Annotated in this window: 13 protein-coding genes; 9 read left to right on the plus strand and 4 right to left on the minus strand. The window is 66.0% G+C overall.

The features are described from left to right. Nucleotides 1–487 (minus strand): CHRD domain-containing protein (locus VF631_RS01030; protein ID WP_431848403.1); only part of this gene is annotated, 487 nt, incomplete at its 3' end. Between the two features lie 135 nt (nt 488–622). Between VF631_RS01030 and VF631_RS01035 the strand changes: the two genes are divergently transcribed. Continuing rightward, the gene (locus VF631_RS01035) at nt 623–1,099 is read left to right on the plus strand and encodes a hypothetical protein (RefSeq protein WP_431848404.1); all 477 of its coding nucleotides are present in this window, start codon (nt 623–625) and stop codon (nt 1,097–1,099) included. Nucleotides 1,100–1,306: 207 nt separating this feature from the next. Here the strand turns inward: VF631_RS01035 and VF631_RS01040 are convergent, their stop codons facing one another. Continuing rightward, nucleotides 1,307–2,707 carry a serine hydrolase domain-containing protein gene (locus tag VF631_RS01040; RefSeq protein WP_431848405.1) on the minus strand — a complete coding sequence of 467 codons (1,401 nt, stop codon included), beginning with the start codon at nt 2,705–2,707 and terminating at the stop codon, nt 1,307–1,309. Nucleotides 2,708–3,060: 353 nt separating this feature from the next. Between VF631_RS01040 and ftsH the strand changes: the two genes are divergently transcribed. Beyond that, entirely contained in the window at nt 3,061–5,034 is a 1,974-nt protein-coding gene (ftsH, locus tag VF631_RS01045; RefSeq protein ID WP_431848406.1) for an ATP-dependent zinc metalloprotease FtsH, read from the plus strand. A 582-nt stretch (nt 5,035–5,616) separates the two neighbouring features. Further along, a complete protein-coding gene (locus VF631_RS01050) occupies nt 5,617–6,000 on the plus strand; it encodes a hypothetical protein (RefSeq protein ID WP_431848407.1) in 384 nt (127 codons plus the stop codon). Between the two features lie 49 nt (nt 6,001–6,049). On the opposite strand, the gene VF631_RS01055 is transcribed toward VF631_RS01050, so the two are convergent. Further along, nucleotides 6,050–7,111 carry a DUF3667 domain-containing protein gene (locus tag VF631_RS01055; protein WP_431848408.1) on the minus strand — a complete coding sequence of 354 codons (1,062 nt, stop codon included), beginning with the start codon at nt 7,109–7,111 and terminating at the stop codon, nt 6,050–6,052. 101 nt (nt 7,112–7,212) lie between these two features. On the opposite strand from VF631_RS01055, the gene VF631_RS01060 reads away from it, so the two are divergent. The 5 genes from VF631_RS01060 to VF631_RS01080 all read left to right on the plus strand — a co-directional run bounded on the left by VF631_RS01060 (nt 7,213) and on the right by VF631_RS01080 (nt 10,538). After that, on the plus strand, nt 7,213–7,893 hold the full coding sequence (locus VF631_RS01060) for a nicotinate-nucleotide adenylyltransferase (RefSeq protein WP_431848409.1): 681 nt from the start codon (nt 7,213–7,215) through the stop codon (nt 7,891–7,893). A gap of 40 nt (nt 7,894–7,933) precedes the next feature. Beyond that, on the plus strand, nt 7,934–8,269 hold the full coding sequence (gene rsfS / locus VF631_RS01065; RefSeq protein ID WP_431848455.1) for a ribosome silencing factor: 336 nt from the start codon (nt 7,934–7,936) through the stop codon (nt 8,267–8,269). A gap of 4 nt (nt 8,270–8,273) precedes the next feature. Further along, a complete protein-coding gene (locus tag VF631_RS01070; protein ID WP_431848410.1) occupies nt 8,274–8,696 on the plus strand; it encodes a 23S rRNA (pseudouridine(1915)-N(3))-methyltransferase RlmH in 423 nt (140 codons plus the stop codon). Nucleotides 8,697–8,699: 3 nt separating this feature from the next. After that, complete coding sequence (locus tag VF631_RS01075) at nt 8,700–9,875, plus strand: murein hydrolase activator EnvC family protein (RefSeq protein ID WP_431848411.1); 1,176 nt, start codon at nt 8,700–8,702, stop codon at nt 9,873–9,875. Between the two features lie 69 nt (nt 9,876–9,944). Next, entirely contained in the window at nt 9,945–10,538 is a 594-nt protein-coding gene (locus tag VF631_RS01080; RefSeq protein ID WP_431848412.1) for a hypothetical protein, read from the plus strand. Nucleotides 10,539–10,543: 5 nt separating this feature from the next. Here VF631_RS01080 and tilS read toward each other — a convergent pair whose 3' ends face one another. Then, nucleotides 10,544–11,524, minus strand: a complete 981-nt coding sequence (tilS, locus tag VF631_RS01085) for a tRNA lysidine(34) synthetase TilS (protein WP_431848413.1) — start codon at nt 11,522–11,524, stop codon at nt 10,544–10,546. Nucleotides 11,525–11,658: 134 nt separating this feature from the next. On the opposite strand from tilS, the gene VF631_RS01090 reads away from it, so the two are divergent. Then, entirely contained in the window at nt 11,659–12,747 is a 1,089-nt protein-coding gene (locus tag VF631_RS01090; protein ID WP_431848414.1) for a radical SAM protein, read from the plus strand. Nucleotides 12,748–12,762 lie beyond the last annotated feature (15 nt).

Below are 12,762 nucleotides of genomic sequence, written 5' to 3' on the forward strand. Positions count from 1 at the left end.
GGTTAAAGGCATCGGTGTGGATGTTGAGCACGATGAGACCGCCGCGCATCGCCGCGACGAAGTCCTCAAACGACAGGCCAGATCGCAGGAGCGCCGCGCCGGCGGCATAATCACGATCCTTTGCCGTCAGACGCATGCCGTCTCCGGTCGCTTTGTATTCCGGGCCGAAGGGAAAGGGCACAACCAGCACCGAATCCCCGCCGGCGGCGGTGGCATATTTGTGCAGGTGAACAGGACCGATCGGCGCCGCCACGAGCTTGTCCCACAAGGCGTCGGGAGTGATGCCATCCGCGGTCAGGTCGAGCGAGATCGTGCGACGCTCCGTATCGACCGTGATCTGCGCCATCCCGGTGGCGGCGGAGCCAGTCGGCGCCGACCCATATTTGCCGTCCAGCGCGACATTGAAGGTAAGTGTCTCAGCCTGCGCCGGTGCGGCACTGACGACGCCCGCCATCGCGAGCAGGATTAATGACAAGACTCTGGACATGCAGATTAACCCCCGGGTGATCGGGCGAGACTGGGCGGGCCAGGGGGCGATGTAAAGCGCCGCATCCCGTAGCGCAAACAGGACCGCTCCTAAGCCGGTCAGTAGCAAGATGGCTTTCCACGAACTGCTGACCGCGTGCAGTCGGTCCTGCCACATCTCGCGGCGAAAAGGGTCAGCTTGTCGTGGCTGTTTCACGACGAAGTAGTGGGGCTAACGCTGAATGTCCGCAATGGGTCGAAAGCCGACAATGGCTCACCGCCTTCTGATGGACCTCGCCAGCGTTGCGGCGGCACATTCCTCGCCCTGAACGCATGGTCCATTGATCTGAAGGTAGTTCGGCCATTGCGGATGCATGTGGAGGGTCACGCTGCCGCGCCCCTTTTCCTGCCGAAGCGTCGCTTCTGCATCGAGAGGCAGCCGCAGCTTGCTTTCGACAACATCGGCCTAATTAGGCGCATTGCCTTCGTAGATCACGAACCTCCGCCCATTCCAATCGACTTGGTAAAGATTGAAGTCCTCAACCGGAGTTCGCTTGCTGAGGAGTTGAGCATCGTGAGGCAGGCAGAAGCTCTCACCACAATCGCCGCCGCTGGTTTCGGCGGAGCAGCTTAACAGGATCATCGTGAGCACGGGAGCTAAGCGCCAAATCATCGGCACACGATGTCAGCAAGCCGGAATGTCCGCAATGGGTCGAAAACGGACATTCATGTGCGGCAGCGCACCGTAGCTTTTTGCGAGCTCGATCAGGCTGCTGGACGGCTGCGATTGCCGCTCAGCGGACGCCTGTGACGGTAGTCACAAGACCTCCGCCGGGAGACGTTAGCGCACCCGCTGCAAGGTGAGCCGGCCCAAGGTAAGACTGGTGATCCGGCCCGATCTTTTGTCCCGCTGGAATTCCATCCGGTCCCCTCTCTCGGTCAGCGCATAAACATCTTCCTGCTGTGGTAATGCCTCTACGGGGTCGCCCTGGCTGGGAACGAGGACAAGGCCATCATCGCGAAGCCCGATATGAGCCGAGAAGCTAGGATGCGTGTAGTAGCCGACCTGCTCGAAGCGGGACTTTCTGCTGACTGGCACGGGGGTAATCGTCCGTTGCTCGGAGCCCGGCCAGCCCAGGACGCGGCCGATCGCCACCCGCACTGGGCCCAGCACTTCGTTGCCGGTCTCGCCATTGGCCATGATGACGACTGCCTGTCGCCGGTGCGGGTAACTGAAGAAGATCGATCGGAAGCCCTCGTTCACCCCGTTGTGCCAGAAGCGCATGTCGTTCCCTTCCCCCTGGAGGCCAACGCCAAGGCCCCAATCGCCCATTCCGGGCGTCAGCATCGCGCGGGCTGTCTCGGGGCGGAGCGGACCACCGGCTTCTCCCTTGAAGGCGGAGGATAGCGCGACGGCCCAACGCGCCAGGTCGCTCGGGGTCGTCCACAAGCCTGCGGCGGCCATCTCCGGATAGACATGGAAGCGCCCTGCGATCGGCTCTCCCTTTGCGTTATGCGCGGTCGCTGCCGCAGCAGCATCGGCCTCGTTCAACGGCTGCTTGTAGGTTGAGTGCGCCATCCCGAGCGGCCGTAGCACCAGGCGGTCCATCAGCGCCGGGAACGGCTCGGCTGTCGCATCGCTCATCAAGACTTGCGCGACGGTGATGCCGCCGCCGGAGTAGCGCCAGCGCGATCCGGGCTGGACATCCACCCGAACCGTCTCCGTGTTGGCAGGCGGTGCGCCGTTGAGCACCTGAACCACAGTGGGAAGCAGCGCCTCGCTCGAATATCCGGGGAAGCCGTGCACGGTCAGCCCCGCGGTGTGGGAGAGCAGGCGTCGCAGCGTCACGGTCTCGGAGAAGTCGTGAGCGGGTACCTGCCACGAGGTAAGCTGCTCGTTGACGGGGCGATCGAGGCTCAGAACGCCTTGGTCCACCAGAGCCAGCGCCCCAGTTGCCGCCACCGGCTTGCTGATTGATGCCGCCTGGAACAAGGTTTCCGGTGTCGCCATCCGACCCGTCGCACGATCAGCCAGTCCATAAGCGCGCGCCCAGACGATGCGGCCGTCATCGACCACTGCGACGCTGATGCCAGGGACATTCTCGCTTTGCATCAGCTCCGCGACTGTCCTCGAGCGATAGGTGCGGCCCGCCACCTTCACCAGCGGCACCATCGTCTGCAGCGCTTGCTCAAGACGCTGCTGGATTGCTTCGCCGTCAGGTCCGGCCGGCTGCTGAACCACGGCAGCCGTCAAGGCTGCCGCCCAAATTGTTGAAAGTCCCATCGCACCCTCTCATTTATCGAGGGTGTGTTATCCATCTAGGGCAGCTGGTGCAATCCGGCCGCGGCTTCCATCGAAATGCCGATCTGACCTTGAAGCAGCGCAGGAGACTTCCCCGCGTTCGTCATCTGGAAGGTCGTCTGAATTAGGCGCGCGAACTCAGCCTCCGGACCAGCCGCATCACCCGCCCGTCCACCCGCCCGGCGCCACATTGCCAAGCGCCCGGGAATGCCTATCTTGGGTGAAGAGTTAACGGCTTCGACAGGGCGATCCCCAAGGGTTCCCATCGAAGTATCACTTCGATGGGATTGTTCATGGCGGACAAGGATCAGGGCGGCGGCAACGGCACTGGCGGAGGCCCGGGCGGCAATCCCTGGATGAAGAGCCTCTTCATCTGGGCGGGCATTCTGCTCGCTTTGGTGCTGTTCGTGCAGATCATCGACGGCGGCAGCCGCGCGCCCAAGGGCGAGGGCATGGCCTATTCCGAGTTCCTGAACCGGGTCGATGAAGGCTCGGTCAAGGAAGTCGTGATCGGCAAGGAGCGGGTCACGGGCGTGCTCTCCAGCGGCGAGCGTTTCACCGCCAATGCGCCGCAGGATCTGGCGCTCGTCGATCGGCTCAAGAACAAGGGCGTCGCTTTTTCCGCCGAGCCCGAGCAGACCACCTCCATCTGGCTGATCCTGCTCTATCAGTCGCTGCCCTTCCTCCTCATCCTCGGCATCGCTTTCTTCGTGATGCGCCAGATGCAGAAGAATGCGGGCTCGGGCGCGATGGGCTTCGGCAAGTCCAAGGCCAAGATGCTGACCGAAAAGCATGGCCGCGTCACCTTCGACGATGTCGCCGGCATCGACGAATCCCGCGAGGAGCTGCAGGAGATCGTCGATTTCCTCAAGGACCCGAGCAAGTTCGCGCGGCTGGGCGGCAAAATTCCCAAGGGCGCGCTGCTGGTCGGGTCACCCGGCACCGGCAAGACCTTGCTCGCCCGCGCCGTCGCGGGTGAGGCGAACGTGCCCTTCTTCACAATCTCGGGCTCGGACTTCGTCGAGATGTTCGTCGGCGTCGGCGCCAGCCGCGTCCGCGACATGTTCGAGCAGGCCAAGAAGAACGCGCCGTGCATCGTCTTCATCGACGAGATCGACGCGGTCGGCCGCCATCGCGGCGCGGGCCTGGGCAACGGCAATGACGAGCGCGAGCAGACGCTCAATCAGCTGCTGGTCGAGATGGACGGCTTCGAGGCCAATGAAGGCATCATCATCATCGCGGCGACCAATCGCCCGGACGTGCTCGATCCCGCCTTGCTTCGCCCGGGCCGCTTCGACCGCCAGGTCGTGGTGCCGCGGCCGGACATCGAGGGGCGCGAGAAGATCCTGCTCGTGCACATGAAGAAGCTGCCGCTCGCGCCCGACGTCGACACCCGCACCATCGCGCGCGGCACGCCGGGCTTCTCGGGCGCGGACCTGGCGAACCTCGCCAACGAAGCCGCCCTGCTCGCCGCCCGCAAAGGCAAGCGCCTCGTCGCCATGAAAGAATTCGAAGAAGCCAAAGACAAAGTCATGATGGGCGCCGAACGCAAGTCGATGGTGATGACCGAGGACGAGAAGCGATCGACGGCGTATCACGAGGCCGGACATGCGCTGGTGTCGCTCTATGTCCCCGGCTGCGATCCGCTGCACAAGGTGACGATCATTCCGCGCGGTCGTGCGCTGGGCGTGACCTGGAACCTGCCGGAGCGCGACCGTTATTCGATGAGCATGAAGCAGATGAAGGCGCGGCTCGCGCTCTGCTTCGGTGGCCGCATCGCCGAGCAGATCATCTACGGCATGGACGAGCTCAACACCGGTGCGTCCAACGACATCCAGCAGGCCACCGACATGGCCCGCTCCATGGTGATGGAATATGGCATGAGCGAGAAGCTCGGCTGGCTGCGCTACCGCGACAATCAGGACGAGGTGTTCCTGGGCCATTCGGTCGCGCGCACGCAGTCGATCTCGGCCGAGACCGCGCAGCTCATCGACCAAGAGGTTCGCCGCCTCATCGAGGAAGCGGAAACGGCTGCGCGCGCGGTGCTGACCGAGCATCTTGACGAGTTGCACCGCCTCGCCAACGCCCTGCTCGAATTCGAAACCCTGACCGGCGAGGAATCCAAGCGGGTCATCAAGGGCGAGGATATCGGCCGCGAAGATCCCAATGCCAGGCGTCCGCTGATGCCCGTCGCGGGCTCCTCGATCCCGAGCACGCGCCGGCCGCGCGGCGGCGGGATCGGTCCGGCGGCTCCGCAGGGCGCCTAGCTACGCAGTCCGGCTCGATGGGAAGCGGTGCTGCGGCTCCGCTTTCCCGCGTCTCCTGCGTCGGAAAGCGGCCCCCTACTTGCCGTGTTGCTCGAGCCCCTGCTTGAAGCGTTTCCAGGAACAACCTTCCGTCCCGCCGGGGCCCGAGGCGGAACAAGACCCGATCCCGCTGTCGCCTACCTCATACATGCGGTGCCGCTCGCGCGAGACGCTCTCAACGGTGCCGTTCGGGTCGAAGCGGTCGCTGATGATTCGAGGCAGACGCTGCCGTTCGGTCTCCGACCTCCGTCCGCACACGAGGATCTCCTCCGAAGCGACCGAGTTCGGAAGGCAACGCGGCGTGATGCGCAATTCCGCCTTGGCGGCGATGTCGGGCCGGTCTCTTAAGGGGTCATCGGGTTGCGCAGAAGCTGGTGACGCGCCCGCGACGACGAGTAATCCGGATAGGCGGAACCAAGCGGATGCTTCCCCCCGTGGCCAGCTCAGCAGTGCGCGCACTCAGCCGTTCTCCGCCCGGTTCACCGGTGATTAACTTACCCGGTGACCATCTGGACGGGAGCTGAACGGGTCAGCCAGGGAGGAATGATGTACAGATTTGCGCCCATCATGCTGTCGATGATGATTGTGCCTACGACGGCCCTGCACGCGCAGGCGATGCCGTTGCCGCAGTTTTTGGAGAGGGCCACTGCGCTTGAAAAGAAGGGGGCGATGGCGATCTTTTCGGGCGACCTGAAGCTGTTGCAGAAGGAGATCGCCGCTTCGGCCGGGGCACTCAAAACGGAGCGGTTGGCGGCGGCGAAGGCCGGGCGCAAGGCGGGCTATTGCCCGCCTGCCAAGGGCGTCCAGATCGGGGCAAAGGAGATACTCACGCATTTCCGCACAATCCCCCCGGCGCAGCGGGAGCGAATGCAGGTCCGCGACGGAATGCGTCACTTTATGGCGCGCAAGTTTCCCTGCCCTACTTGAGGCGAGGCCAGGTGACTTGCCCATCGTGAGGAACGTTTCAGGCTTCGCCTCAGCCGAGCACGCCAAGCGCGAGCAGGAGGAGGCCGAAGAAAGTCGCCGCGACCGTCGCGAATTGAATGAGCAGGATGGCGCGCCACGACGCGCCGAAGCGGGTCAGAACGTAAGCTCCCTTGAGCTGCTTGTACATGTGGATGGGCGGCAGGATGAACGCCGCCAGCACCAGCCAGGCGGGCGCGATGCCGGCTAAGCCGAGCAGGGTCAGCGCGATCGTCAGCAGTGTCACGAAGCAGAGCGAATAAGTGACGAACACCGTGTGGTCGTAAAGGTGAAACCGACGACTGAACGGAAAGAGCAGCCACAGGAACGGCACCGACAGCGGGATCAACGCCCAGGAGAACTTATACGCGTTGTTCTGCAGCTTGTAGAGGAGCAGCGAGGGATTGGCCTTGGCTTTAGAATAGGCTTGCTGGAACCAGCCTGGAGCTTCGCCGATATCGTCCGAGGCGCGGCTGATCGTCGCTTCGGTCACGCCCTGCGCCTGCATCTGGCGAAGGAGGGAAATCTCATCCCGCTTTTCCTTTAGGTCCGCATCCAGCTTGGCAGGGTCGCGGCCTTGCTCGACGGCCTTTCCGCGAAGCGTCTCCGTCTCGCGCAAGTCCACTTCAGCTTCGGCGATCGCCTCCTGCATTCCGTTCTGGAAGTTCGCCTTGGATGGACCGCCGATCGCCGCCGGGCCGCCGATGAAGCTGAACACGGCGAACATCAGGAACACGGAAAACAGGAACAAGGCCATCGGCGAGACGAAGCGCGCGCGTTCGCCGGATATGTAGCGGCGGGTGAGCTCGCCCGGCCGGAAGGCCAGCAGGGGCAGGGTGCGCCAGATCTTGCCTTCGAAATGCAGCACGCTGTGCGCGATGTCGTGCCAGAAGGCGCCGAGGCTGCGATGGACATGCGCCCCTTGTCCGCAGCGGTGGCAATGTTCTCCGATCAGGCGCGTCCCGCAGTTGAGGCAGGCGGCGCCATGGCCGTGCGCCTCGCCGGCTTCAGGCTCAATCGCGCGCGCGACCATGCCGCCCGTTATCGCCTCGCCAATGCCTTCGACCCCTTCCACCACAGCTCTGGTCCCCCTGGCGGTTCCGGGGGATCATGCCCCAGCCGCCTCAGCCCGTCGAGAAGCTTCGCGCCTTCCGGCAGCCATGCTAGCGCCGCCGGATGATCCGAACTGGGCTCCTCGGCGGCTCCTTCAACCCCGCCCATCGCGGGCACCGCCGGCTCAGCCGACATGCCTTAGGCGTGCTCGGGCTGGACGAGCTCTGGTGGCTCGTCTCGCCTGGCAATCCGCTCAAGGAAGTGCGCGGAATGGCTCCGCTCCCGGTGCGCTATCGCTCCGCCCAGCGGGCTGCGCGGGGGCTACCCATCCGGGTCACCGCGATCGAGTGCCAACTCGGCACCGCCTACACGGCCGAGACGCTGCGCCTCTTGCGCCGCCGCTTCCCCGAACGTCAGTTCGTGTGGCTGATGGGTGCGGACAATTTGTCACAGTTCCACCTCTGGCGCGACTGGCGGGGGATTGCGCATAGCGTGCCGATTGCGGTGGTCGGGCGTCCCGGATATGATGGCGCGGCCCGGGCGGCACGCGCCATGGGCTGGTTGCGGCGCTTCGTCCGGCCCGCAGGTCAGGCATCGCGCTGGACAGAGTGGAGATTGCCGGCACTCGTGCTGCTTCATATGCCGCCCGATCCGACGTCCGCCACGCTCCTGCGGGCAGCCGAGCCCGACTGGCACTTGCACCTTTCCCGATCGTTGAACCCCTCGGCGCTGCGCGATGGCGTGACGCGGCGCCCACTTACAGCCAGGAGGCACATTGCCAGCACCCGCACCGGCCCCGCTTGACGGGGCAGCCCTCGACCAGTCCGACGCTCCGTCCGCAGCCTTGCACGAACTCGTGCTCCGCTCCCTCGACGATGACCAGGCGGTCGACGTCGTCACGATCCCGCTGACCGGCAAATCCAGCATCGCCGATCACATGGTGATCGCGTCGGGCCGCTCCACCCGCCAGGTGGCCTCGATGGCGCAAAAGCTGACCGAGCGTATCAAGCAGGAACTTGGCCGCAACGTCCGGATCGAGGGGCTGCCGATCGCCGATTGGGTGCTGATCGACGCGGACGACGTCATTGTTCACCTGTTCCGCCCCGAAGTGCGCAGCTTCTACAATCTGGAGCGCATGTGGGCTTTCGAAGAAAAGGTCGCAGCCGCGCCGGGCGCTTGACGCCTTGCTCCTCCACATCATCGCTCGCGGCCGGATCGGGCGGGGTCCGGAGGCGGAGCTGGTGGAGCGTTACCTGAAACGCGTCTCCTGGCCGACCAGGATCAGCGAGCTCCCGGAGAGCGGCGGGAAGCCGCCGGCGGATGCTGAGAACAGCGTCACCGTGCTGCTCGACGAGAAGGGCGAACAATTGGGATCGGTTGCCTTCGCCCGAAAGCTGGAAGGCTGGCGCGATGCCGGCAAACGCGAGGCGCGGTTTCTGCTTGGCGGAGCGGACGGCTTCGATGAGGAGGCGCGGGCCGGCGCCGACCTCCTTCTTGCTTTCGGCCGCGCGACCTGGCCGCACCTGCTTGCCCGCGCCATGCTTGCGGAGCAGCTCTGGCGGGCTACCAGCATCCTTGCGAACCACCCCTATCATCGGGAAGGATAGGGCGTGCTTCGTCCTGTTCATCTCGGTCTGCTGATGTTCTTGCCGCTGGCTGGCGCTGGCCTTGCGGTCGGGCAGCCCCGCGCTGCTCAGGAGGCGGCGGCCTTGATCCTCGCTAAGCAGGAAGCGGACGAAGCGACGCGCCGCTCGGCCCAGCTCGAGCGCGACGCCGCGCGTGCAACCAGCGAGGCGGCGCGCGCCCGGGCGGAGGCGGCGGCTGTGGCGGCCCGCATCCAGGCGGCAGAGGCAGATATCACCGCGGCCGAGACCCGCATCCGCATCATCGAGGAGCGCCGCGCCGAGCAGCGCGCGCGTCTTGCCGAGCGGCAGGCGCCTGTTGTCCGACTGACCGCGGCCCTCCAGTCGATGGCCCGGCGCCCGCCGGCGCTCGCGCTGGTCCAGCCGGGATCGATGGACGATGTGGTTCACGTCCGCTCCTTGCTCGCCACCACCCTGCCGGTCATTCAAGCCCGCACGGCGGCGATCCGGGATGAGATTGCGCGTGGCGAGGCGCTTCGCCGGCAGGCCGAGGCAGCGGTTGCGTCGCTTGTCCGCGGACAGGAGGAGTTGCGGCGTCGGCGAGTCCAACTCGCGCAGCTCGAAGCGAGGCAGCGGGAACGGTCGGCAAGCCTGGCAGAAACCGCCCTTACCGAATCCGATCGTGCGCTCGCCTTTGGTGAGGAAGCGCGCGACATCGGCGCGCGGCTCGGCAGCCGACAATATGAGGCGCGGGTCCGACGCGCGCTCGAGTCATTGCCCGGACCTCTTCTCCGCCCGGGGCTCGCGACCCCGACACAATCCGCGGGCGCAGGGCCGAACATTGCCGGATATCGGCTGCCCGTAGAAGGGCGCGTCGTCACCGGCACGGGCGAGCTATCCGACGCGGGCGTCCATGCTCGTGGGCTGGTGCTGGAAGCGGCTCCGCGATCACTTGTCCTCAGCCCTGCGCCCGGCCGTGTCGTTCATGCCGGTCCATTTCGCAGCTACGGCCAGATTGTAATCATCGATCATGGCGGCGGCTGGACCAGTCTCCTCACCAACCTTGCCGAGCGAGCCGTCGAGGCGGGGAGCGAAGTCGTTGCCGGGGTTCCGCTCGGCAGGACCGGTTCGGGCCGGAGCCAAGTCTCCGTCGAGCTCCGCTTCCAGGGCAAGCCCGTTGCCGTGGCGGACCAACTGCGCTGACGGTAAGTTCGTGTGGACTCCGGGCGCGGCGGCTCTAGGCTGGGCTGGGGACTGGGGAGAAACGGCTTCATGCGGCTCTGGAGTGTGACGGCGATTGCGTTCCTGGCTGCCGCCGGATGCGGCGGCGGCGGAGATCAAACCGAGCGAACGCCACGTGGCGGCGGTGAGCTGACCGTGACGCTCCCTCCGACTCTGCCCACCGAACCGGCGGCGCAGGAGGCCGAGCCGGAAGCAGGGTTCGAGACGATCGCGGCGGTCGGACCGGCGGCCGTTCGGCCTGAGCCTCCGAAGATCAAGCCTGCGCCGAAGCAGCCGGAGCCACGGCCGAAGGAAGCGCCACCGCAAGTCGAAGTTGCCGTTGCCCCGGCAGCGGAACCAGCCGCAGGGGGCGAAGCTGCCGCCGCGGCCGCGGAGACAAGTGCGCCCGAGGCGCCGGCGGCGACCGCGGCAAAGCCCCCGGAAAGCCGACCGTCAGGCGGGGCGGGCTGGGCCACTTACATCCGCAAGGCCGGATTTCCTTGCCGCCGCGTCACGAGCACGGATCGGGTGGAGCGAGCCGCAGGCACGGGTCTCCAATATTACCGCGTGCAGTGCGAAGGCGGTGGCAGTTATCAGGCCACGAACAAGCGGGGGCACCTCTACTTCCGCCGCTGGCGGGGCTGACCGGGTCAGGCCGCTCCCCGGCGGGGAGGAGCGAGCCGGAACCGCCAGATGGGACCTCCGCGGGCCAGCACCTCGGCCAGCGTGGCCGTAGCGCCGCTTTCGAGGTTGTCGAGCAGCCGGTCCTGCTCAGGCCCGCTGCTCGTGGACTCGGGCAAGCCATGCGCTTCACGTATCTGGGCGAGAACACGCACAAGCAGCCGCCGTTTGATCGCCGCGGGCAAGCCGGACGGGTCCAAGCGCCACTCGCCTCCCTGCGTGGTGAGGCGGTCCTCCAGCAATTGCTCGGCCGCCCATTGGAGCGCGTCATCGGCTTCCCGCGCGGCAACTGCCGTCCTGGCGAGGCGCGCGGGATCGAGCAACGGATTGGCCAGCAGCATGCTTCGTGCGGCCGTGCGATCGAACCTCGTGTCCCGGTTGGTAGGATCGTCCATCGGCTCGATGCCGCACAAAGCCACCAGATGGACGAGCTCGGCCTTGCTCCAGCCCAGCAGCGGGCGCACTATGGATACCGCCGCCTCCCGGCGAACCGGTCGAATGCCGGCGAGACCGGCAACGCCAGCGCCTCGCACCAACCGCATCAACAGAGTTTCCGCCTGATCGTCCTGGTGGTGACCGGTGGCGAGCAGGGGGATGTGGCCGGCCCTCGCCCAGGCGAGGAGTGCGCGGTAGCGTACGCTCCGTGCCTCCGCCTGCAGCCCTGCGCGGCCTTCCTCTACCTGCACGGACAGGATCGAATGCGGGCAGCCCAGGCGCCCGCAAATGTCTTCGACATGGAGTGCTTCCCAACCGCTTTCTACCCGCAATCCGTGGTCGATCGTCGCGGCTGCGATCCGCCCCGGATATGCGGCGACGGCGAGCAGGAGCAGGGCAAGGCTGTCCGGGCCTCCCGAAACCGCGATGCCGAGCCGGGATGGCTTACCCACCAGCGCTTCGAGATCGGCCCTGAACCGGACGACCAACTCGGGGGGAGGCGTGAGGGCCGGCATCGCGCCAGTCTAGGTACACCGACGGCGTGAGGCCAGCCGGCTGGGGAGCAGCCGGTCCGTGCCGGTCGATTGGGCTGACAGGATCGTCCCACAGACGAGCGGAGCGGAATCAGTACTTTGATGTTTGCGTCTACATGGCGACCCAGTTGAAGGAGAAGGCGCGCCCGTCGCGCCTGTGGCGGCCCAATCGTGTGCTGGTCACGCGGGCGGCCCGGGAATGGCGTCATGCACGCCAGATCGCCGAGCGGGCCGCCGCGCTGGACATCCCTGTGATCGAGCTGGCCTCGGACCGCCTCGGGCTCGACCTGCCCGATGATCCCCGCCGGGCCTATGCGGAGGCGAAAGCCACGCTCGCGGTGACCGTCGCCTCCGCGTCAAAACGCAAGCTTCAGCCGATCGCGCCGAGCGCCGACTGGCGCGTCGATCTGGCCGAGGGCTGCCCGGCGCACTGCAACTATTGCTACCTCGCCGGCTCGCTCAAAGGGCCGCCGATCACCCGAGTCTATGCCAACCTGCCGGAAATATTCGCGGAGCTGCCAAACTATGTCGGGCGGGGCACAGTGACTTCCCGGTCAAGTCACCGCGCTCATGAGGGGACGACGTTCGAGGCGTCCTGCTACACCGATCCGCTCGGAATCGAGCATCTGACCGGATCGCTTTCCAGTCTGATCGACCATTTCGGCAGCTGGGATGCGGAGGTGCAGCTGCGATTCACGAGCAAGTTCGACGCGGTGGAACCGCTGCTCGGGATCCAGCACCGCGGTCGAACGCGCATGCGCTTCTCGCTGAACCCGCCGCTTTTCGCGCGGTTCGAGGGCGGAACCAGTCCGGTCGCGGCGCGCCTGCGGGCGATGCGTCGCATGGCGGACGCAGGCTACCGGGTGGGCGTGACGGTCGCGCCGATCATCGCTGCGGAAGGCTGGCAGGAGGCTTATGGCGGCCTCCTGGCGGAAGTCGCGGAAGCGCTGGACGGGGCGCCGGACCCGGACCTCACGGTTGAACTCATCACCCATCGCTTCACTGCGGGATCGAAAGCGGTCCTGCAAAGCTGGTATCCGGGCTCCGCGCTCGACATGCACCCCGACGGGCGTGCGGAGAAGCGCACAAAATTCGGCTCGATCAAGCATGTCTACGATGCCGCGACAATGAAGGCGTTGCGCAGCTGGTTCGAAGCCACGATCCCGGCCACGCTGCCTAGCGCGCGAATCCTGTACTGGACGTAGCGTTCTCCCCTTCAG

Source organism: Allosphingosinicella sp. (assembly GCF_036387615.1).
In the GTDB taxonomy this organism is placed as follows: domain Bacteria; phylum Pseudomonadota; class Alphaproteobacteria; order Sphingomonadales; family Sphingomonadaceae; genus Allosphingosinicella.

Coding starts and splice junctions, on each gene's coding strand:
- VF631_RS01090 (WP_431848414.1), top strand. CDS start 11,659: ATGGCGACCCAGTTGAAGGAGAAGGCGCGCCCGTCGCGCCTGTGGCGG.
- VF631_RS01060 (WP_431848409.1), top strand. CDS start 7,213: ATGATCCGAACTGGGCTCCTCGGCGGCTCCTTCAACCCCGCCCATCGC.
- VF631_RS01050 (WP_431848407.1), top strand. CDS start 5,617: ATGATGTACAGATTTGCGCCCATCATGCTGTCGATGATGATTGTGCCT.
- VF631_RS01080 (WP_431848412.1), top strand. CDS start 9,945: ATGCGGCTCTGGAGTGTGACGGCGATTGCGTTCCTGGCTGCCGCCGGA.
- tilS (WP_431848413.1), bottom strand. CDS start 11,524: ATGCCGGCCCTCACGCCTCCCCCCGAGTTGGTCGTCCGGTTCAGGGCC.
- ftsH (WP_431848406.1), top strand. CDS start 3,061: ATGGCGGACAAGGATCAGGGCGGCGGCAACGGCACTGGCGGAGGCCCG.